This window comes from Segniliparus rugosus ATCC BAA-974 (assembly GCF_000185725.2).
Lineage (GTDB): Bacteria > Actinomycetota > Actinomycetes > Mycobacteriales > Mycobacteriaceae > Segniliparus > Segniliparus rugosus.
The window spans coordinates 397,617-418,772 of the sequence record NZ_KI391953.1 but is presented as its reverse complement, the minus strand read 5'-3'; the positions used below and the strand labels follow the sequence as shown (position 1 = coordinate 418,772).

Annotated in this window: 12 protein-coding genes; 7 read left to right on the top strand and 5 right to left on the bottom strand. The window is 69.5% G+C overall.

The window, feature by feature from the left end:
* The first annotated feature begins 66 nt into the window (after nucleotides 1-66).
* Together HMPREF9336_RS02005 and HMPREF9336_RS02000 are read left to right on the top strand one after the other, a co-directional pair.
* Nucleotides 67-1,323 carry an EstA family serine hydrolase gene (locus HMPREF9336_RS02005; RefSeq protein WP_007471838.1) on the top strand — a complete coding sequence of 419 codons (1,257 nt, stop codon included), beginning with the start codon at nucleotides 67-69 and terminating at the stop codon, nucleotides 1,321-1,323.
* A 168-nt stretch (nucleotides 1,324-1,491) separates the two neighbouring features.
* Nucleotides 1,492-2,097 carry a TetR/AcrR family transcriptional regulator gene (locus HMPREF9336_RS02000; RefSeq protein ID WP_040584869.1) on the top strand — a complete coding sequence of 202 codons (606 nt, stop codon included), beginning with the start codon at nucleotides 1,492-1,494 and terminating at the stop codon, nucleotides 2,095-2,097.
* 1 nt (nucleotide 2,098) lies between these two features.
* Here the strand turns inward: HMPREF9336_RS02000 and HMPREF9336_RS01995 are convergent, their stop codons facing one another.
* Nucleotides 2,099-5,119 carry a bifunctional [glutamine synthetase] adenylyltransferase/[glutamine synthetase]-adenylyl-L-tyrosine phosphorylase gene (locus tag HMPREF9336_RS01995; protein ID WP_007471842.1) on the bottom strand — a complete coding sequence of 1,007 codons (3,021 nt, stop codon included), beginning with the start codon at nucleotides 5,117-5,119 and terminating at the stop codon, nucleotides 2,099-2,101.
* 108 nt (nucleotides 5,120-5,227) lie between these two features.
* Here HMPREF9336_RS01995 and HMPREF9336_RS01990 point away from each other — a divergent pair, with 108 nt between their 5' ends.
* The 4 genes from HMPREF9336_RS01990 to HMPREF9336_RS01975 are packed head-to-tail and all read left to right on the top strand — an operon-like array spanning nucleotide 5,228 to nucleotide 9,430.
* A complete protein-coding gene (locus HMPREF9336_RS01990) occupies nucleotides 5,228-5,929 on the top strand; it encodes a TetR/AcrR family transcriptional regulator (protein ID WP_007471845.1) in 702 nt (233 codons plus the stop codon).
* Entirely contained in the window at nucleotides 5,913-6,836 is a 924-nt protein-coding gene (locus HMPREF9336_RS01985) for an ABC transporter ATP-binding protein (RefSeq protein ID WP_007471847.1), read from the top strand. Before HMPREF9336_RS01990 ends, HMPREF9336_RS01985 begins: the two co-directional genes overlap by 17 nt.
* Nucleotides 6,833-8,461 (top strand): ABC transporter permease, encoded by a 1,629-nt coding sequence (locus HMPREF9336_RS01980; RefSeq protein ID WP_007471849.1) that lies wholly within the window; start codon nucleotides 6,833-6,835, stop codon nucleotides 8,459-8,461. The genes HMPREF9336_RS01985 and HMPREF9336_RS01980 overlap by 4 nt, the downstream gene beginning before the upstream one ends.
* 57 nt (nucleotides 8,462-8,518) lie before the next feature.
* Complete coding sequence (locus HMPREF9336_RS01975) at nucleotides 8,519-9,430, top strand: D-alanyl-D-alanine carboxypeptidase family protein (protein ID WP_007471850.1); 912 nt, start codon at nucleotides 8,519-8,521, stop codon at nucleotides 9,428-9,430.
* 28 nt (nucleotides 9,431-9,458) lie between these two features.
* On the opposite strand, the gene HMPREF9336_RS01970 is transcribed toward HMPREF9336_RS01975, so the two are convergent.
* Nucleotides 9,459-9,926, bottom strand: a complete 468-nt coding sequence (locus HMPREF9336_RS01970; RefSeq protein ID WP_007471852.1) for a DUF4334 domain-containing protein — start codon at nucleotides 9,924-9,926, stop codon at nucleotides 9,459-9,461.
* 146 nt (nucleotides 9,927-10,072) lie between these two features.
* Between HMPREF9336_RS01970 and HMPREF9336_RS01965 the strand changes: the two genes are divergently transcribed.
* On the top strand, nucleotides 10,073-11,818 hold the full coding sequence (locus HMPREF9336_RS01965) for a hypothetical protein (protein WP_021029943.1): 1,746 nt from the start codon (nucleotides 10,073-10,075) through the stop codon (nucleotides 11,816-11,818).
* A 66-nt stretch (nucleotides 11,819-11,884) separates the two neighbouring features.
* Here the strand turns inward: HMPREF9336_RS01965 and HMPREF9336_RS01960 are convergent, their stop codons facing one another.
* From HMPREF9336_RS01960 to fadD32, 3 genes are all read right to left on the bottom strand, one after another.
* A complete protein-coding gene (locus tag HMPREF9336_RS01960) occupies nucleotides 11,885-13,471 on the bottom strand; it encodes an acyl-CoA carboxylase subunit beta (protein ID WP_007471858.1) in 1,587 nt (528 codons plus the stop codon).
* A 47-nt stretch (nucleotides 13,472-13,518) separates the two neighbouring features.
* Entirely contained in the window at nucleotides 13,519-18,843 is a 5,325-nt protein-coding gene (gene pks13, locus HMPREF9336_RS01955; RefSeq protein WP_021029942.1) for a polyketide synthase Pks13, read from the bottom strand.
* Nucleotides 18,844-19,027: 184 nt separating this feature from the next.
* On the bottom strand, nucleotides 19,028-20,944 hold the full coding sequence (fadD32, locus tag HMPREF9336_RS01950) for a long-chain-fatty-acid--AMP ligase FadD32 (RefSeq protein WP_007471867.1): 1,917 nt from the start codon (nucleotides 20,942-20,944) through the stop codon (nucleotides 19,028-19,030).
* Nucleotides 20,945-21,156 lie beyond the last annotated feature (212 nt).

The window sequence follows — 21,156 nt, the reverse complement described above, 5'->3', positions numbered from 1 at the left end:
CTCGCCGCAAGAACCCGATACCTCCGGTTTGAGTAACCCATATCACGTGAGCTATCTTGTCTATTTATGACGCAAGAGATCGCTCCGACCAAAAGCCCGCTCGGCCTCGCCGACGGTGCGACCGATCTGCCCGAAGGGGTGGGCGGGTTCGCCGACGAGCCCTTCCGCCCGATCGCCGGAGCGTTCTCCAAGCTCTTCAAGGGCCGTCCGGGCAGCGGCGGCGCGCTCGCGGTGTACTACAACGGGCAACCTGTGCTGGACATCTGGGCGGGCGATGCGGACGAAGGCGTGCCCTGGCAGCACAACACCGCGGGGATCATCTTCTCCGCCACCAAAGGCATGGTCGCCGCGGTGATCCACCGCCTGGCGGATCGTGGCCTGGTCGACTACGACACCCCGATCGCCGAGTACTGGCCCGCGTTCGCGGCGGGCGGCAAAGCCCGCGTCACCGTGCGCCAGGCGCTGGTCCACGAGGCGGGCCTCTCCCGGCTCGCTCGGATCACGAACAACCCCGAGCTGGTCAAGGACCATCTGGCGATGGAGGAGATTCTCGCCGCCGCGTCGATGGACAAATACGCGGGCAAGCCCGCCTATCACGCCGTGACGTTCGGCTGGATCCTCTCCGGCCTCGCCCGCGCCATCACCGGCAAGGGAATGCGCCAGCTCCTCCAGGAGGAGCTGGTCGAGCCGCTCGCGCTCGACAGCCTCCATCTCGGCCGCCCGCCCGAGGGCTCGGGGAGCCACGCGGCGGCGCTGAGCGGCATGGGGATCTACAACCATCCCAAGGCGCTGCGCGCCCTCGGCCGGCTGCCCGGGCTCAAGGCGTTCTTCGACACCGTGTTCTGCGGGCCCGGCATGGAGCAAATCCTCATGGGCGGCGTGAACGCTCCGCTCCTGGACATGGAGATGCCCGCGGGGAGCGGCACGGCCACCGCGCGCTCGCTCGCGAAGGTGTACGCCGCGCTCGGCTCCGACGGCAGTGTGGACGGGCGCAGGCTCCTCAAAGAGCAGACCGCGTACTCCCTGGCCGAGGGCAGGCGCCTGACCCAGCGGTCGAACTACCGCGTCGACCGCACCTTCATGATGCCGCTGATGTGGAACCTCGGCTACCACACGTTCATGGCCCCGACCATGACCAGCGGATTCGGACACGTGGGCATGAACGGCTCGATCGGCTGGACCGATCCGAACCGGGGGCTCGCCGCCGCGTACGTGCACAACCGGATGATGGCCCCCGCCTCCGTCCCAGCCGGGTTCATGCGGCTGTGGCCGAAGATCGCCCGCACGGTCGACAAGGCCCGGCGCGGCAGCCTCCCGTACTGAATAACCCCGCGCAGGCGGCGGGCCCACCGGCGAGTTCGCCCCCCAACCCGCCAGCCCACGCGCAGGGAGCCTGACATGGCTTCGTTTTGGCGCTTCGCGCCATTTTGTGGCGCGAAGCACCAAAAAGACCGGGTCGAACCAACACGGCCTCACCGTATGCTGGAACGCATGCCACAGGATGCCTCCGTCACCAAGAAGCGCCTGTTGGATGCCGCCTTCGCCGAGTTCGCCGAGCACGGCCTCGCCGGAGCCCGCGTCGACCGGATCAGCCAAGCCGCCGCCGCGAACAAGCGCTTGATCTACGTGTACTTCGGCAAGAAAGACAAACTGTTCGAGACCGTGGTCGAGCATTCGCTCGCCCTGATGGCCGAGGCTGTGCCGTTCGCCCCCGACGACCTCCCCGGATACGCCGGAGCCATGTTCGACCATCTCGTCGCCCACCCCCAACACCTCCGGCTCTTCTTCTGGTCGAGGCTGGAGCAACCGACCGCCATGGCCTCGGAGAGGCAGTCCTACCAGGTCAAAATCAACGCGCTCGCCGCGCGAAACCGCGAAGGCGGAACCGTTCCGGCCATGCACCCCGCCGACATCATCGCCCTCATACTCGGTCTGTCCAGCGCGTGGCTGAAAGCCTCCCCCGCCCTGCAGGAGCTGGCCGACGAGCCGCCGTTCTCGCCCGAGCGCCTCGCCGCGCACCGCGCCGCCGTCGTCGCCGCCGCCCATGCCCTCGTCAGTGCCTCAGGCCCTCCCGGCGGGGCAGAGCAGTCCGTCTAAGCTAGGCCGACGACCCTTCGAGGACTCGGACGACCACATTGTGCGCGCGCCGCGTCACCCTCAGGTAGTGGTTGAGGAACGCGCCGGGATCCTCCCAGCTCTCCCAGCCCGCCGCGTACGCGACCGAGCTGAGCGCAGGCCCCGGCCCCGGCAGCTGATCGGTGGATTTCCCCTTGACCAGCACGAGCGCGTTCCTGGCGTTCGTCGCGGTGAGCCACGCCTCGCGCAACAGGCACACGTCCTCGGCGGGCAGCAGCCCTTCCGCCTGGATCGCGTCCAACGTCTGCAGGGTCGAGGTGTTGCGCAAAGAGGGCAACGCGTGCGCGTGCTGCAACTGCAAGAGCTGCACCGCCCACTCCACATCGGCGAGACCGCCCCTGCCGAGCTTGGTGTGCGTGGTCGGATCGGCCCCCCTCGGCAGCCGCTCGGTGTCCACCCTCGCTTTGATCCGCCGGATCTCGCGGACGGCCTCCTGGCTGATCCCGCCTTGGGGGTAGCGGACCGGGTCGATCAGATGCAGGAACCGCACTCCCAGCTCCTGGTCGCCCGCGACTTGATGCGCGCGCAGGAGGGCTTGCGCCTCCCACGGCTGCGCACGGGTCTGGTAGTACCGCGCGTAGGCGGCCAGCGTCGAGACCAACGGGCCGCCGCGCCCTTCCAGCCGCAGGTCGACGTCCACCTGCAACGGCGGGTCCACGCTCGGCGCGGCCAGCGATTTGCGCAGCTTCTCGGCCACCCCGGTCGCCCATTTCAGCGCCAGATGCTCGTCCTGCCCCGGGAAAGGCTCGCAGACGAACAGCACGTCGGCGTCCGAGCCGTAGCCAAGCTCCCCGCCGCCGAGCCTGCCCATGCCGATGACCGCGATCTGCGCGGGCGGCTCCTGCCCCGGCTCGAGGCTCGACTTCACGACCGCGTCGAGCGCGGCCTCGATCACCGCCACCCAGACGCTGGAGAGCGCGACGCACACCTCGGGGAGCGGCAAAAGGCCGAGCAGGTCCGCCGAAGCCACCCTGGCAAGCTCGTAGCGCCGCGCGGAGCGGGCCGCCGCGACGGCGGAGGCCGGGTCCGAGTGTTTGGCCGCCGACGTCGTCAAGGAGATCGCGACCTGGGGCGGCGTGAGGTCGAGCAGCCTCGGGCCGTCCGGGGAGTCCGCGTACAGGCGCAGCACCTCGGGGGCGCGCAGCAGCAGCTCCGGCACGAACGCCGAGCAGCCCAGCACATGCATCAGCCGTTTCGCCGCCGCCGTCTCGTCGCGCAGCGTGCGCAAGTACCACGGGTGGTCGGCGAACGCCTCGGACACCTTCCGGTAGGACAAGAGCCCGCCGTCCGGGTCCGGGGTCTCCCCCAGCCATTCCAGCAGGGTCGGCAGCAGCAGCCCTTGGATCTGGTTCGCCCGCTTGTGCCCGGAGGTGAGCGCCTTCAGATGCGTGAACGCGGCCTCCGGCCGGGCGTAGCCCAGCGCGCGCAGCTGGTGCACCGCGCCTGGCTCGGACAGGCCAAGTTGGGTCCGATGGGACACGGCGTCGAGCAGCGGCTGGTAGAAGAACTTGCTGTGCAGCCGCAGCACCCGGTGGCGTTCGCGGCGCAGCTCCGCGCGCAGCACGCCGAGCGCGTCGTGCTGGCCGTCCGGGCGCAGATGCGCCGCCCTCGCGAGCCAGCGCATCGCCTCCTCGTCCGAGTCCTCCGGCAACGTGTGGGTGCGCTGCATCTGCCGCAGCTGCAGCCGGTGCTCCAGCAGGCGCAAGAACTCGTACGACGCGGTCAGGTTCGCGGCGTCGTCCCGCCCGATGTACCCGCCCGATGCGAGCGCGCCGAGCGCGGCCACCGTTGCCCGCACGCGCAGGTTGGGGTCGAACTCGCCGTGGACGAGTTGGAGCAGCTGGACGGCGAACTCCACGTCCCGCAGCGACCCCTTGCCGAGCTTGATCTCCCGCTCGCGCAGCGAGGCGGGCGCGGACTGCTCGACCCGCCTGCGCATCTGGCGGACTTCTTCCACGAAGTTCTCCCGCTCGGAAGCCTGCCACACGAGCGGGTCGATCTCGGCGAACCAGCGCTCGCCGAGATCGAGGTCGCCGACGGCGGGCCTCGCCTTGAGCAGCGCCTGGAACTCCCACGTCTTCGCCCAGGTCGTGTAGTACTTCAGATGGGACTCCAGCGTGCGGGTGAGCGCGCCGTGCCTGCCCTCTGGGCGCAGTCCGGCGTCCACGACGAAGCTCACGTACGAGCAGACCCGCATGAGCTCGCTGGCGATCCGGTCCGACACCTGGCCCGCGGGCTCCGCGACGAAGATGACGTCGACGTCGCTCACGTAGTTGAGTTCGCGCGCCCCGTGCTTGCCCATGGCGATCACCGCGATGCTCGGGGCCTGCTCGCCGGGCGGGACGACCTTGCGCTTCGCGAATTCCAGCCCGACTTCGAGCGCCGCGTCCGCCATGTCCGAAAGATGCTCGGCGACTTCCATGAGCGCGAGCACCGGCTCGTCCTCCACCGTCGCGGCCAAGTCCCTCGCCGCAAGCCGCAGCTGCCAGTCCCGGTACCTGCTGCGCAGCTCCATCTGGACCGCTCGCTCGTCCGGCTGCGCGTCCAGGACCGCGAGCAGCTCCTCGGCGAGTTCGCGCCGGGCGGGCAACGGCTCGGGCTTGCGCTTGCCAGGAGCGGGCGAGCCAGCCCCGTCCGCCCGGCGCAAAAGGCGCCAGCTCGACGGGTTCGCGATCAGATGGTCGCCGAGCGCGGGCGAGGCCCCGAGCACCCCGAACAGCCTGCCCCGCAGCGTCGTGTCCTGGCCGAGTTCGCGGCACAGCTCGTCCCAGGACTCGCCGTCCGCCGCGTCGAGGGCGTCCGCGAGACGGCCGAGCACGCGCAGCGCGCAGTCGGGGTTCGCCGCTCGGGAGAGTGCCCACAACAGCTCCACGCTGTCGGAGCCGGTCCAACCTAAACGCGCGAGGTCCTGTTGGGCGGTCGGGGCGACGATGCCCAATCGGGCGAGTGTGGGCAACCTGGTACGTTCTGGTCGTTCTGGCACAAGACCAGCCTAGTTCTCCTCGGCGCAAGCGCTCCGAGCGACAGGGGCGAGCCGCCGGAGTCCCCGGCCCCCTTGCATCGCGCTGAACAATTGTTTAATGTATTGAACATGCGTTCAGACGATTCCGGCGGCGACAACCGGGGCGGGGACCTCAACGCCCGCGCGCGCATCCGCGACGCGGCGATCGAACTCGTTGGGCGCAAGGGCTTCGGGGTCAGCGTCCGGGCCATCGCGGAGTCAGCGGGCTTCAGCGCGGGCTTGGTGATCCACCATTTCGGCTCGAAAGCGGGCCTGCGCGCCGCATGCGACGAGGAGGTGCTGCGGCGCTATCGCGAGGCGAAGACCGACGCGATGCAGACCGGGATCGGCGGCGGGGCCTTCGCGCAGTTCGCGCAAGTGCGCGAGCACGCCCCGATCGCGGCCTACCTGCTGCGCAGCGTGATCGAGGGGGGACCGCTCGCCGAGGAGATCATCGAGAGATTCGCCGAGGAGACCGAGCAGATCCTCGAGGCCGGAGTGGCCAGCGGCAAGATCCGTCCGAGCCGGGACCCCAAGGCAAGGGCGCGCTACCTCGCCATCGAGAGCCTTGGCGGGATGCTCCTGCGCCTGCGCCCTGTCCTCGACGGGGAGGGCGACCTCGGCGATGGCAGGTTCGCCGACGCGCTCGTGCGCTACGCCGCCGAGATCACGCTGCCCGCCCTCGAAGTGTTCACCGATGGCCTGATCGCGGACCGATCATTCCTCAACGCCTTCCTGGCGCACGAACAAGACAGCACCGACCCAGAGGACGGCCATGGCTCCGATCGTTGAAATACAAGGCTTGCGCAAAAAATTCGGCTCCGCGCCCGCGCTCGACGGCCTCGACCTGAGCCTTGAGCACGGCCAGGTGCTCGGTTTCCTCGGCCCCAACGGGGCCGGGAAATCGACCACCATCCGAATCCTGCTCGGACTCCTGCGGGCCGATTCGGGCGTCGTGCGCCTCTTCGGAGCCGACCCGTGGGCCAGCGCGGTCGTCCTGCACCGCAGGCTCGCCTACGTCCCCGGCGACGTGAGCCTCTGGCCGAACCTCACCGGAGGCCAGGCCATCGACCTCCTACTGCATTTCCACGGCACCGGGAACCCCCGCCTGCGCGACCAGCTCGTCGAACGGTTCGAGCTGGACCCGGGCAAGAAGGCGCGCGCCTACTCCAAGGGCAACCGGCAGAAGGTTGCCTTGATCGCCGCGCTCGCCAGCGAGGCCCCCCTGCTCATCTTCGACGAGCCGACCTCGGGGCTTGACCCGCTGATGGAGCAGGTCTTCCAAGAGTGCGTCGGCGAGGCGAAAGCGCGCGGGACGAGCGTGCTGCTCTCCAGCCACATCCTCGCCGAAGTCGAGAAGCTCGCCGACGCCATCACCATCATCCGCGCGGGCAAGGCGGTCGTGTCCGGAACGCTCGGCGAGCTGCGGAACCTCACCAGCACGGTCGTGACCGCCACGACCCGCCGCCCGGCGACCGAGCTTGCGGGCCTCCCCGGCCTGCGCGACCTTGAGCAGGACGGCCTTTCGGTGCGCTTCCGGGTGGACAGCGGCAAGGTGAACGAGGCGCTGTCCGCGCTGGCCTCGGCGAACGTCGTCCAGATCGCCTGCGCCCCGCCGTCCCTCGAAGAGCTGTTCTTGGACCAGTACCGGACCGGTCGGCGCAGCGCCGCCGAACCCGCGAGCCCGGTGCGCGCATGAGCGCCTTCGCCTCGTCCTTGGCCCTGCTGCGCGCGGACCTGCGGGTGGACCGGACCCGGCTGATCTCCTGGACGCTCGGCCTCGGGCTCCTCGCCGCATACGTCCGCCCCGCGTACGCCTCGATGTACCCGACCGTCGAGGCTCGGGCCGCGAGGGTCGAACTCGTGCGCACCCCCGCAGCGGTCTTCATGACGGGGCCGCAGTTCGCGAATGGGCACGGCGACGAGCCGGGGACCGTCGCCCCCACCGACCTCGGCGCGATGATCGCGAACCAGCTGTCGAGCACCCTGCTCGTCGCCGCCGGCGTGATGTCGGTCCTCCTCGCCGTGCGGCATAGCCGAGCGGAGGAGGAGGACGGCCCCGCCGAGCTGCTGCGCTCTAAAGCCGTCGGCAGGCTCGCCCCGCTGATGGCGGCCTGGGGCACGGTGAAGATCGCGAACCTGGCCGTGGCCGCCGCCATCGCCCTCGGCCTCGCGGCCACCGGATCCCCCGCCCTGGACAGTCTGGCGCTGGGCGCGGGAGTCGGGCTCACCGGCATGGCGTTCGGGGCCGTGACGCTGCTCGGAGCCCAGCTCACCGAGCGCTCCAGGGTCGCGACCGGGATCGGCATGGCCGCGCTCGGCCTCTCGTTCCTGCTCAGCGGCATCGGCGACCTGCAGGATCCCCAAGGCGGCCCGGTCGCATGGCTGTCCCCGTTGAACTGGGCGCAGCAGACCCGCTGCTACGTCGATCTGCGGCTCTGGCCCCTGCTCTTGCCCCTCGCCCTCATCGCGCTGGCCCTTCCCGCCGCGTTCGCGCTCGCGGACCGGCGAGATTTCGGCAGGGGCCTGGTCCAGCGCCGCACTGGGCCGCAAACCGCCTCGTCGACGCTGACCGGCGTGTGCTCCCTGTCGCTCCGGCTGCAGCGCGGGACGTTCCTCGGCTGGGGCGCGGGGCTGGCCCTGATGGGGCTGGCGATGGGGTCCTTCGCCAACGCGCTCGGCTCCACGCTGCGGGACAACCCGAGAGCCGCCGCCATCTTCGGCCACATCAGCGGCGACGACCTGGCGGGAGCGTTCTTCGCGACGTTCCTGAGGTTCGGCAGCGTCGCGGTCGCCGCGTACGCCGTTGCGGCGATGTTGGTCCTCGCCAAAGACCAGACCAGCGGCGTCGGCGAGCTGATCCTCGCCGGTTCGGTGAGTCGGGCCAGGGCGCTCGCCGGACCCGCCGTCGCCACCTTCGCGGCATCGGCTGGCCTGCTCGCCCTCTACGGCCTCGGCATGGGGGCCTCCGGGGCCGCCGTCACCGGCCAGACGCGCTGGCTGTGGCGGCTGCCCTCGGCCGCATGGGCCTACCTGCCCGCGCAGGCGTTGTTCATCGGGCTCGTCGCGCTTTTGTTCTCCTTGCGCGCCGCGTGGGCGAAGGCCGCGTGGCTCCTCGTGCTCTACGCCGCCTCGGCCAGCGTCCTCGGGCCGCTCTTGCGCCTGCCGCGCTGGTCGACGGCGCTGTCGCCGCTCGAAGCCGTGCCGAACCTGCCGGCCGCGCCGTTCACCCCCTCCGGCCCGCTCGCGCTCGCGCTCATCGCGGCGGCGCTCTTCGGCGGGGCGCTGGCGGCCTTCCGCCGCCGGGACTACAGCGCGGGATGAGCGCGAGGTCACACTTTGATTTGTGACGGATAACGGCGCGATATACCCTTAAGGGCGATGCGATCCTTGTCTCTTGCGCGCTTGGGCGCGGCTGCGGCCTGTCTCCTCCTCCCTTTCTCTGCCGCGCACGCGAGCCCCGCGCCGACCGGGCTGAGCGTGAGCTCCTGCGACGGAGCCCCGTGCAGCCCCGTCGGCTCCCCCGACCTTCCGGACGGCCCCGCCGACGCCTGGCTCGTCGCGGACATGGACAGCGGCGAGATCCTCGCCGCCAAGAACCCGTACGCCTACCATCCCCCCGCGAGCACCATCAAAACGCTGCTCGCCCTCACCGTCATCGACGAGGCCCCGCTGGACTCCGCCGTGACGGCCACCAAGGACGACCTCGCGGAATGCTCCTGCGTCGGGATCAAACCCGGCCATGACTACACCATCCGCCAGCTCTTGGACGCGCTCCTGCTCGTGTCGGGGAACGACGCGGCCAACACGCTCGCGGAATCGCTCGGCGGCTTCGACTCCGCCGTCGCGAAGATGAACGCGAAAGCGCAGGAGATCGGAGCCACCGACACCCACACCGGCTCACCCTCAGGCCTGGACTGGCCGGGGATGGAGATGCACACCACCCCGCACGACCTCGCGGTCATCTTCCGCGAGGCGCTGAACCGTCCGCTCTTCGCCGAGATCACCGCCGAGCCGTCCGCGATGTTCCCCGGCGACGGCGGGGAGAACGAGATCCACAACCAGGACGAACTCCTCTCCCTCTACCCCGGCGCGCTCGGCGGCAAAACCGGCTTCACCAACGCCGCCAAGAAGACGTTCGTCGGAGCCGCCGAACGCGACGGGCGCCGCCTGGTCGTCGCGATGATGTACGGCCTGAACACTCCGGGCAACCCCACCTACTGGGACCAGGCCCAAGCGCTTTTGGACTGGGGCTTCGCACTGCCCGAAGGCGAAAGCGTCGGCCAGCTCTAAGCGCGGCCCGGAGCCCTGATCAGGACGGCTACTCGCGGTCGAGGGCGAAATAGACGAACGGGCCCTCGTCGTGGATGTGCTTGCCGTTCATAATGCCGAACAGGGTGTTCTCGTCCACCTTCTTGAAGTGGTCGAAGATCGGCTGCCCGTCGTACACCATGGTCGCGGTCGTCTCGCCCCGGAATTCCACCATCCACAGACTCGCCTCGCCCTTGCCCAGCGCGGTGTTGGAGTACAGCTGCCCGCTCTTGTCGCGGCAGACCAACGGCTTCGCCTCCTTCGGGGACACGAAAGTCTTCCCATGCCATTTGATGAGCCGCAGCTGGTCGTTGAGCGTATGGCCGGTGTTGAACACGTCGCCTCGCCACTGCCCGATGATCTCCTCGACCCGCACCGTCGGCAACGCCGCCCAAATCTCGTCGAGCTCCTCGGCCGAAACGTCGTCGGGTTCCTCGCGGAGCTCGCTGAAACGTAACTGGGCTTTTTCGTACTCCATGAGCTCTCCTGAGGTCGGGCCTATATCGATATGACCTACCGTACTCCACATCAGTTCTGTGGGATGTAACACTTTCATGACTATGCTCCGGCTTCTCGCGGACGGGCAGGCCTCGTATTGTTGAACGCACGATGGCAAGGGGCGCGATGAAGAACCGGAAGCTGCTCGCGCTCGCCGTCGCGCTCCTTGTCGCCCAGCTCGCCGCGCGCGGCGCGGTCGCCTGGCGGGGCGGCTTCTATTGGGACGACCTCGTGCTCGCCGGTCGCGCGGGCGCGTCCTCGCCCTGGTCGGGAGATTCGCTCCTGCGGCACCACGACGGACATTTCATGCCCGCCGCGTTCCTGCTCGCGGGGGCGACGACGAAACTCGCCCCGCTGCGCTGGCTCCCCGCGTTCCTCGAACTGCTCGCGCTCCAAGCCCTCGCCTCGCTCGCGGTGCTGCGGCTCTTGCGGCTGATCCTCGGCTGGCGGCCTCTCGTGCTCGTCCTCTTCGCCTGGTATCTGTTCACGCCGCTCACCCTGCCCTCGTTCGCGTGGTGGTCCGCCGCGCTCAACGCGTTGCCCCTGCACGCCGGGCTCGCATGGGCGGCGGGCGAGATGATCCTGCTCGTCCGCGTGCGCCCGAAACAGCGGCTCCGCCACGCGGCAGGAGCGCTGCTCGCGTTCGCCGCCGCGCTCTCCTTCTTCGAGAAAGCGCTCCTGATCCCCTTCTTCGCCACCGCCGTCGCGGCCCTCTCCCTGCGCGTGACCGGTCATCGCAGTCCGTTGCGGACGACGCTGCGCCGCAGTCGGGCGCTCTGGCTCGGGTACGCGCTCGTCATCGCGGCATGGGCGGCGCTGTACCTCTCGGCCCCGCTGCCCAAGGCCGGGCTGCCGCAGCCCGGAATCGTCCTCGACGCGCTCTGGCGCACGAACGCGCAAGGCCTCGTGCCCTCGGCGTTCGGCGGCCCCTTGCTGTGGACGCGCCCCCAGCCGATCGCCGCGCTGGCGCACCCGCCCGACCTCTTCGCCGCCGCGGCGGCGATGTGCGCGCTGCTGCTCGTCGGGGCCAGCCTGCGCCGCGTGGCGCACGCCGGGCGGATCTGGCTCATGTTCCTCGGGTACGCCGCCGCGTGCGAGACCATGATGCTGCTGTGGCGGATCAACCTCGCCCCCGACGGCAGATTGGGCTTGTCCCTTCGCTACATCGCCGACTGCGCGGTGGCGCTCGTCGCGGCGCTCGCCCTGATCGCCCGCTCCGCGCGGCGCTGGCGGCGCAAGCGGTTGGCGCTGCCCGCCTCGGCCGTCGTCTGCTGCGCCAGCCTCGTCTCCACCGCCTCCTTCGCGCAGGCATGGTCGGACAACCCCACCGACGACTACCTCGACACCGTGCGCCGCGAACTCGCCTCGGACCAGAGCACGCCGCTGCTCGACCAAGCGGTCCCGTACAACGTGCTCAGCTGGAACAGCTACCCCGACAACCTCATGAGCCACGTGTTCGCCCCCGTGCGCGAGCGCCCGCCCTTCGCCTCGTCCACCCCGGTCCTCCGGTTCGTCGACGACCGAGGCCATTTCCTCCCCGGCCAGCTCGTCTACGTCCGCGCGATCCCCCAAGGCCCCGTCCCCGGCTGCGGTTACCGGGTCGAACCCGGCGAAGCCGCCGAACTCCCGCTCAGCGGACCGCTCCTCGACTGGGAATGGACCGCCCAATTGAACTACTACGCCTCGACCGGCGGAACCGTCGCGGTCCAACTGCCCAGCGGACGCGCCCAGCGCGTCCCTGTCGCCGCAGGCCTGCACACGGTCTTCGTCCGGCTGGACGGTGGCGGCGCGCGCCTGCTGCTGCGCCCCCTCTCCCCCGGCCTGTGGCTCTGCGTCGGCGCGGGCCCGGTCGGCGCGGTGTGGCCGAAATAGAAGGAACGGAAGCCGCCCAGAAGCACCGAAAGCACAAACCCAGCAACCCCGCGCAGGCCCCGAAGGCTAAATCGGGATGGGGAACGCCCCGTACGGCCTCGGGATGTGCAGCTGCTCCTTGTCGCGCAACTGTCGCAACGCGCCGCGCAGCAGCAGCCGCGTCGAATGCGGCTCGATCACGGCGTCGATGTACCCGCGCTCGGCGGCGATCCACGGGGTGGCGATGTAGTCGTTGTAGAAGTCGATGTAGTTCTTCCGCAACGCCGGGCCGCCCTCGCCCGCCGCCTCGATCTCCGCGTGGCGGATCAGGTCGATGGCGGGCTCCGCGCCCATCACCGCGATCTTCGCGGTGGGCCAGGCGAAGTTGAGGTCCGCGCCGAGCTGCTTGCAGCCCATGACCGCGTACGCGCCGCCGATCGCCTTGCGGATCACGATGGTGACCTTGGGGACGGAGGCCTCGACGTACGCGGTGAACATGCGGCCCGAGCGGCGGATGGTGCCGTTCTTCTCCTCGTCCACGCCGGGCAAGAGGCCGGGGGTGTCCACAAGGAAGATGAGCGGGAGCCGCCAGACGTGGCAGAAACGGATGAACCGCGTCGCCCGTTCGCTCGAGCGGATGTCCAACACGCCGGACATGAAGTTCGGCTGGTTGGCGACCACGCCGACCGGACGCCCGTCCACCCTGGTCAAGCCAGTGATGATGTTCGGGGCCTCCATCTCGTACATCTCCAAGAACTCGCCGTCGTCGAAGATCCGCAAGATGACCTCGTGCATGTCGTACGGCGCGTTCGCGTCGTCCGGGATGATGCTGTCGAGCTCCCTGTCCGTGTCGGTGATCTCCGGCTCAAGGCCGGGGTTGATGGTCAGCGAGTCCTCGTACGTGCTCGACGGCAGGAAGGAGAGGAGGTTGCGGGTGTAGGCGAACGCGTCGGCCTCGCTGTCCGCGACGTGGTGGATGTTGCCGTAGCGGCCCTGGTTCTCGGCGCTGCCCAGCTCCTCCATCGTGGTCTCTTCGCCGGTCGCCGCCTTGAGGACCTCGGGCCCGGTGACGAACATGTAGCTCTGGTCGCGCACGGCGATCACGAGGTCCGTGTTGATCGGCCCGTACACCGCGCCGCCCGCGCATTTGCCGAAGATGAGCGAAATGTGGCAGACCAGGCCCGCAAGCTGTTCGGCGTAGCCCGACATTTTCGCGTACCAGGACAGGGAGGTCACCGCGTCCTGCACTCGCGCGCCGCCGGAGTCGTTGATGCCGATGAGCGGGCAGCCCATCTTCGAGGCCCACACCATGGTCGCGAGCACCTTGCGCCCGAACATCTCGCCGACACTGCCGCCCTGGACGGTCATGTCATGGGCGTAGACGGCCACCGGGCGGGAGTCGATCAGGCCGTATCCGGTCACCACGCCGTCGCCGTACGGGCTCGCAGGGTCGTTGGGGTCCTTGCAGAGCGCGCCGAACTCGACGAACGTGCCGGAGTCTAAGAGCGCGTCAATGCGCTGGCGGGGGCTGGGCAGCCCCTTCGCCTCGCGCTTCGCGATGGCGCGAGGAGAGCCCGGTTCTTTGGCGTTCTCCAGCCGCCGCCGCAGGTCAGCGATCTTCTCAGCGGTAGTGGTCAGCTTGCCCTCAGAAATCTCCGCAGCAGGTGCGCTCACAGAACTCGTTCCTATCTCCTGGTCAGTCTCGCTTGCTGGCGAGCCTGTTATTTCTGGGCCAACGCCGCGGCTTCGATCGCGGCGAGGCGGCGGGTCAGATCAGCGCCGACGACGCTCACCACAGGCTCGTCCACCATACCGATATGGTCGCCGGTGCACTGCACGATGTCGAGGTTGCGCACATACGGGCCCCAGCCGCCGTGCGGGTCGACGTGCGCGTAGCGCGGTTCGAGCTCGATGGCTCCGTCGTGCATCCGCTCAGATCGGTACAGGACCACCTGGCCGTCGTAGTCGACCATGCGGCTGCGGACCATCGCCTGGTTGTCCAAGTAGGAGCTGCGCTGATGCTCGATCATGCCGCCGGGGATCTGCACGCCCGCGAGCTTCATCATGTCGAGCACGAGCTTGACCTGGTCCTCTTCGCTGGAGTTGAGCAGCTTCTCGTACGGCGGCTCGATGTCCGCCTGCACGCCGTAGTTGCGCTTGGCGAACGAGTAGAACCGGTCGATGGCGGCGCGGCGCTCCTCGATGGTGTCCGGCGGCAGCTCCGAGGGCAGCACCGAGTCGATCAGCGCGATCAGCCGCACGTCGGCTCCCTGCTCTTTCAGGGCGAGGGCCACCGCGAAGGCGAGGAACCCGCCGAAGGACCAGCCGCCGAGCACGTACGGCCCGTCGCCCTGGATCTCCTTGAGCAGCGGCACGTAGTACGCGGCGCGCTCTTCAAGGGTCTTGGCCTCGTAGCGCTCCAACCCGATGACCGGCGTGGTCGCGGGCAGCCGCTTGGCCAGCGGCTCGTAGACGACGGTCGACCCGCCAGCGGGGTGGAAGAGGAAGAGCGGGATGCCGTTCGCCTCGTCCGACCGGGCCCGCAGGATGCGGACCGGGCCGACGTTGCCGCCTTCGAGCGGCACCCGGACGATGTTCGAGAGCTGCTCGATGTTCTCGCAGTCGAAGATGTCGTCCACCGTGATCTCGCCGCCCGCGCGGTCCGAGAGGCGCGCGGCCAGTTTCTCGGCGGTCTCCTCGTCCGGCACGGGCAGGGTGTTGAACACGCCGCCAGGGGATTTGCCGGTGATCGCGATCCAGGCGGCGAAGGTGAGCCGCTCCGCCGCGTCGCGCGGCGGCACGTCGGCTCCGGCCGCTTCGGTCAGCGCCCTCTGGTCGCTGATGTCCACGGCCTGCGCGGGGGCCGCGTCGGCGGCCGACGCGGCGGGAGCCGTCTCGGGCTGTGCGGCGGGCTCGGCGACCGGAGCCTGCTCGGCCTGCTGCTCCGGCTCGGCGGGCGCGACTGCCTCAGCCACCGGCTCTGCCTGCGTGCCGTCGAGGAGTCCTTCTGGGACCGGCTCGCCCTTTTGGACCTTCAGCTGCGCGACGTACTGGCGCACCGTGTCGCGGGTGACGACGAAGTCCTCCTGGCCCTCCTCCGCCATGCGCGCCTTGATCTGCGCGATGGGGTCGCCCGAGAGGTCGATGTCCTCGGCGGAGAGGTTGCCGAGCCGCTGCTGCACGGCGATCTCGTCGACCACCTCGCGGTTCTCCACTGCGTAGCGGACGTAGGTCTCCACGTCCACCATGCTCGCGTTGCGCACCGCCTGCAGCTGCAGCTCGGGGATGTCGAACTCGAACTGCACCCGGTTTTTGATCCGCAGCGCGTTGAGCGAGTCCATGCCCAGCTCGATCAGCGGGATCTCCAGCGGCAGGTCTTCGATCTCGAAGCCCATGGACTCCGCGACGATGCGGCGCAGGCGCGCTTCGAGGGTCTCCGGGCCGTCCGGATCCCATTTGTCGCCCGCCAGCGGGCCGATGGCGGAAATCGAGTCCGCGACCGCCCAGGCGTCGCCAGCCGCGGCGGCGTCCCATTTGTCGTCCTGCTGCGCGGGGGCGGCTTCGAGCACCTTGATCTCGCCGGCTGGCGCGGAGCCGTCTGCCCCGTCGCTCACCAGGGCGTCCACCAGCAGCTCGAAGCTACCCTGGCGCAGCACGCGGACGGAGGCTCCGCCGAAGTGCGGCTGCAGGATCGTGGTGAGCAGGACGCCGTCCTCTGCCGGAATCTGCGCGATCTGGTTCAGGCCGAGCACCTTGGCCTCGGGATAGACCGCCTTCGCAGCGAGGTGCACCAGCTCTTGCACGTCCTTGACCACGTCCGCGCGGACCTCCCACGCGTGGCGGCCGTCCGGCAGCAGCACGTGCGCGCCGGGGACGATGGAGGAGCCGGAAGAGCTGATCTTCGCGTTGATCCACAGCTCCTTGCGCTGCCACGCGGTGAGCGGGATGTCGGCGTAGTCGCCGGGGCCGAACAGCGAGTACACGTTCAAGCTGCCGCCGTGCACCCAGGTCTGGAGCATGGCCGAGACGACGCTCGCGCTCTCGTCCTCCTTGCGCTTGAGGGTGTGCAGCAGCACCGCGTCGTGCACGCCAGCGGCGAACGCGGTCGCGGCCACCGGCACCAGCGACACCGGGTTGGGCGAGATCTCCAGGAACACGGTGTGCCCGGCGTCCACGGCCTTGCGCACCGCCTGGGCGAACCACACGGCGTGGCGCAGGTTCGTGATCCAGTAGTCCGTGCCGTGGATCGGGCCCGAGCCCGGCGCGAAGTAGGAGTCGGCGATCACCGAGGAGTAGAAGCCCACTTTGAGCGGATGCGGCTCGATGTCGGACAGCTCCGCGGCGAGCTCGCCGAGGAGGGGGTCCATCTGCGAGCAGTGGCTCGACCCGCGCGTCGGCAGGATCCTGGCGAGCTTGCCCGCTGCCTCTGACTTCGCGACCAGCGCCTCGATCTGCTCGGTCGGGCCGCCGACCACGGTGTGGGACGGAGCCGCGTAGACGCAGATCTCGACCTCGGGGAACTCCGCGACCGCCGCCTTGATCTCGTCGGCGGTGTACTCGACCAGCGCCATCGGGCGGACTTTGTCCAGCCCGCGCTCTTCGGCCAGCTCCAGCATCCCCTCGCCCTCGCCCATCAGGCGGGCGCGGGCGCTGATGACCCGCACGGCGTGTTCGAGCGAGAGGCCGCCGGTGAGGTAGGCGGCGGTGGACTCGGCCATGGAGTGGCCGATGATCGCGGCGGGCTCCGCGCCGTGGTGGCGCAAGAGGGCCGCGAGGGCGACCTGGATCGCGAAGATGCCGATCTGCGAGGTGCCGACCGAGTAGTCCACCGAGTCGTCGAGGACCATCGCGACCACGGACTCGCCGTACTCGAACTCGATCAGCTCGCTGACCTCGTCCAGCGCCTTCGCGAAGACGGGGTTCTCCTGGTAGAGCTGCTTGGCCATCTTGCGGTGCTGCGCGCCGAAGCCCGAGATCACCCAGGCCGGGCCGAGCGCGGCGGGCTGGTCGGCGCTGAACACGTTCGGCGTGGTCTTGCCCGCCGCGACGGCCTTGAACCCGTCGATCGCCTCCTGCACGGTGGACGCGAGGACCACCGCGCGGGCGCGGCCGTGGTTGCGCTTGGACAGCGAGCGCCCGACCGCCTCGAGGTCGACCGACTCGGGGTCCTGCGCCTCGAGCCAGTCGGCGAGGTCCTGCGCGGCGCGCTTGCGCCGGGAGGGGACGAAGGCGGAGACGACCAGCGGCACCTGCTTGAGCGGGCCGCGCTGCGGGGCCTCGGGCTTCTTCGGCTGCTCGCCAGCGGAGCCCTCCTGCTGGCCCTCGGCCTGCTCGCCTTCCGGCGCGGGGGCTTCCTCCTCGATCCCCAGATCCTTCGGCAGCACCTCGCGCAGCACGATGTGCGCGTTCGTGCCGCCGAAGCCGAAGCTGGAGACGCCGGCGACGGCGTGCCCGGAGTAGCGGGGCCACTCGGTGGGCTCGGTGACGACCTTCTGGTGGTAGAGGTCGAAGGGGATGTACGGGTTGGGCCCGGCGAAGTTGATCTGCGGCGGGATCTTGCCGTTCTTCAACGCCAGGACCGTCTTGATGAGGCCGACCGCGCCGGCGGCGGACTCAAGGTGCCCGAAGTTCGTCTTCGCCGAGCCGATCAGCAACGGCTGGTCGGCTTCGCGGCGCCCCGAGATCGCGGCGTTGAGGCCTTCGGCCTCGATCGGGTCGCCCAGAAGCGTGCCCGTGCCGTGCGCCTCGACGTAGTCGACGTTCTTCGGCGGGACGCCCGCGTCCCGGTAGGCGGCCCGGATCGCCCCGGCCTGGGCGATCGGGTTCGGCGCGATCAGGCCGTTGGAGCGCCCGTCCGAGTTCACGGCGGTGCCGGAGATGACCGCGAGGATCTGGTCCCCGTCCCGCTTCGCGTCGGCGAGGCGCTTGAGGACGAGCACGCCGCCGCCCTCGGAGCGGTTGAAGCCGTTCGCGTCGGAGGAGAACGCCTTGATCTTGCCGTCCGGGGCCAGCGCGCCGGGCAGCGAGCCGAATCCGCCGTGGACGATAGGGGTGAGCAGCATGTTCACGCCGCCCGCGAGCGCGACGGAGGACTCGCCCGCGCGCAGCGACTTCACCGCGTGGTGCACCGCGACCAGCGAGGAGGAGCAGGCGGTGTCCAGCGAGACGGACGGCCCGTGGAAGTCGTAGTAGTACGAGACGCGGTTCGCGATGATGGAGGTCGCGGTGCCGGTGATGGCGTACGGGTGCGCCTGCGAGGGGTCGGCGACCACGAGGAAGCTGTAGTCGTTCGTGGAGGAGCCGAGGTAGACGCCGACGTCTTTGCCCTTCAGCTCGCTCGCCGGGATGCGGGCGTGCTCCAGCGCCTCCCAGACCAGTTCGAGGGCGAGGCGTTGCTGCGGGTCGGTCATGATCGCCTCGGTCGGGGCGATGGAGAAGAACTCCGTGTCGAAGGACTTCACGTCGTCCAGGTAGCCGCCCCTGGTCGGGATCTTGTCGAGCATCTCGGCGATGCGCGGCTCGGAGGTGAACTCCGACCAGCGGTCGGCGGGGCGCTCGCTGGTCGCGTCGCGGCCCTCGATCAGGGTCTCCCACATCTCGCCCGGACTGTTCACCCCGCCGGGGAAGCGGGTCGCGACGCCGACGACGGCCACGTCCAACCAGTCCGAGAGACCGCCGCGCTCGTAGGAGGCGGAGTCGTCCTCGAGGTCCGCGCCTTCCGGCGGGCCGTTGATGATGTACTCGGCGAGCGTCGCGATGGTCGGGTGCATGAACGCGACCGTCGCGGTGAGCTTGACGTTGGTCTTGTCCTCGATGTCGCCGGAGAGGGCCACCGCGTCGCGGGAGGAGAGTCCGAACTCCTCCATGGGCCGGTCCTCGGTGACCTGGTCGAGCGGGAGCTTCGTCGCGTTCGAGACCCATTCGCGCAGCCACAGCCGCAGGTCGGCCTCGCTGATGTCCGGCCGGACGTGCTTGGACGGGTCGGGCCGCTCGTTCAAGGCCGCCAGCAGGGCTGGGTCGATCTCGACGTTCTCGTTCTCGCTCATCCTGCCATCGCCTCGCCTTGCTCGTGCCGGCCCGTCAGTAGGTTACTGCCGGAAGCCGTTCTTCTCTGGTCGCGCTCCTCATCGACCCGCTCCGCGCCGCCGACGGGCGGCTCAGCAAGACAGGTCTTTGTCCTCGCGCTCCACTAACTCTAATAAAACTCTAAGAAACGCGCAAAGGTCGCGCTCAGGACGAAGAACCCTGCGCGGGAGCCGCGTCGGCGTCCGGGAAGCTCACCTGGCGGGAGCCCCGGCGGGTGGTGCCGTCCAGGTACTCCTTGCGGGCGGCCCGGTGGGCGATCTTCCCGCTGGAGGTCCGGGGCACCGAGCCCGCGGGCACCAGGAGGATGTCCCGAGCGGTCACGCCGTGGTGGAGCGCCACGGCCGCGCGGACCGAGTCCAGGATCGGCTGCAGCTCGTCCTTGTGGTGGCCCGCCGCGCGCTCGGCAACGATGACCAGCTGCTCGGAGCGGTCGTCCTTGTCGAAGGCGATCCCGGAACGGGCGTCCTGGAAGACCGCCTCGGGCAGCTCGTTCGCCGGGACCGAGAACGCGGCGACGTAGCCGGTGCGCAGCGCGGGGTTCGCGGTCCACGCGGTGTGCTCGATGTCCTGCGGGTAGTGGTTGCGCCCGTCCACGATGATCATGTCCTTGATCCGGCCGGTGATGTACAGCTCGTTGTCGATGTACACGCCGTAGTCGCCGGTGCGCATCCACAGGTCGTTCTCGTCCGTGCCTTCGGCGCGGCTGCCCTCGGGCAGGCGCTTGCCGAGCTGGTTCTTGAAGGTCTCCTTGGACTCCTCCGGGCGGTTCCAGTAGCCCGAGCCCATGTTCGGGCCGGACAGCCAGATCTCGCCGATGTAGTTGTCCTCGCGCTCGTCGCCCGTCTCCGGGTCCACGATGACGGCCCACTCGCTCCGGGCCACCTTGCCGCAGGAGACCTGCGGGATCGCGCCGGGATTGGTCTTGGGCACCTTGACGATGCGGCCTTCGCCCAGCGCCTCGCGGTCCACGTAGATGACCCTGGCCTCGTTGTCGAACGGCGTGGTCGAGACGAAGAGCGTCGCCTCGGCCATGCCGTAGGAGGGCTTGATCGCCTCCTTGGGCAGCCCGTACGGCGAGAACGCGTCGTAGAACTTCTTCATGGAGGAGACCTGCACCGGCTCGGAGCCGTTGATCAGGCCGATGACGTTGGACAGGTCGAGGTGCTCACCCTCCTTCGGCAGCCCTCGGGTGGCCGCGTGCTCGAAGGCGAAGTTCGGCGCGGCGGCGAAGGTCTTCATGCCGGTGCCGTCCTCGGCGAGCAGCTTGATCCACCGGTGCGGGCGCTGCACGAAGGCGCGCGGGCTCATGATGGTGATCTGCTGGCCCACCAGGGCCGGGATGATGATGTGCAGCAGGCCCATGTCGTGGAACATCGGCAGCCAGGTGATGGCCCGCGTGTTCGTGGACAGCTCGATCGCGTCGATCATCTGGAGCACGTTGGTCATCGCGGCGCGGTAGCTGATCTCCACGCCCGCGGGGGTGCGGGTCGAGCCCGAGGTGTACTGCAGGTAGGCGATGTCGTTCACGTCCGGCTCGACCTGGGTGTACATCTCGGAGACGGAGTCCGGCACCGCGTCGATGGCGATGATGCGCGGGCGCTTCGCCGCAGGCACGTCCCGGAACAGGTCGCGGGCGCGTCCGGCGGCGGCGGTGGTGGTCAGGATCGTCCTGGGGTGACAGTCGCCCATGATCAGGTGCAGGCGCTGGCCGAGGCCCGGCTCCTCGGGGTCGAAGAGCGGGACCGAGATCTGGCCCGCGTAGCTCGTGGCGAAGAAGCCGAGCACGTACTCGATGCCCTGCGGGGCGAGGATGGCGACGCGGTCGCCGATGTCGCCGACCTGCTGCAGCCGGGCCGCGATGGCCTTGACCTTGACTCCGACCTCTTTCCAGAGGATCTCCTGGAAGTCGCCGTCCTTGTTGTGCGAGTAGTCGACGTAGCGGTACGCGACGTTCTCGCCCGCGCGGTCGAGCGTCCAGCTGACGAAGTTCTGCATCCGAGCGTCTGGCGGGAGATGGATGCGACCTCGTTCGTCCAAGGCTTCATGCCATTCGTTGATCACGCTCTCTCCTTATCCGTATGCAGTCCATGCCATCGTTTCGCGCCCGCAGGCCTCGCAGCTCGTCGCTCCGAACGGGGCGGGCGCACATGCTGCCAGCTGCGCTCGGCCCCGAGTGCACGACGACCGATCTTAGCCCTTTCTTAGAAAGGAACAAAACACGCAGATCAGACTACCTGCCAACCGGCGCAACCGTAGGCATCCTACCTTGCTCG

What these genes read in the sequence shown, in the direction of transcription:
- HMPREF9336_RS02005 (WP_007471838.1), top strand. Translation starts at nt 67, where the DNA reads ATGACGCAAGAGATCGCTCCGACCAAAAGCCCGCTCGGCCTCGCCGAC.
- HMPREF9336_RS01965 (WP_021029943.1), top strand. Translation starts at nt 10,073, where the DNA reads ATGAAGAACCGGAAGCTGCTCGCGCTCGCCGTCGCGCTCCTTGTCGCC.
- HMPREF9336_RS01975 (WP_007471850.1), top strand. Translation starts at nt 8,519, where the DNA reads ATGCGATCCTTGTCTCTTGCGCGCTTGGGCGCGGCTGCGGCCTGTCTC.
- HMPREF9336_RS02000 (WP_040584869.1), top strand. Translation starts at nt 1,492, where the DNA reads ATGCCACAGGATGCCTCCGTCACCAAGAAGCGCCTGTTGGATGCCGCC.
- HMPREF9336_RS01980 (WP_007471849.1), top strand. Translation starts at nt 6,833, where the DNA reads ATGAGCGCCTTCGCCTCGTCCTTGGCCCTGCTGCGCGCGGACCTGCGG.
- HMPREF9336_RS01990 (WP_007471845.1), top strand. Translation starts at nt 5,228, where the DNA reads ATGCGTTCAGACGATTCCGGCGGCGACAACCGGGGCGGGGACCTCAAC.
- HMPREF9336_RS01985 (WP_007471847.1), top strand. Translation starts at nt 5,913, where the DNA reads ATGGCTCCGATCGTTGAAATACAAGGCTTGCGCAAAAAATTCGGCTCC.
- HMPREF9336_RS01970 (WP_007471852.1), bottom strand. Translation starts at nt 9,926, where the DNA reads ATGGAGTACGAAAAAGCCCAGTTACGTTTCAGCGAGCTCCGCGAGGAA.
- pks13 (WP_021029942.1), bottom strand. Translation starts at nt 18,843, where the DNA reads ATGAGCGAGAACGAGAACGTCGAGATCGACCCAGCCCTGCTGGCGGCC.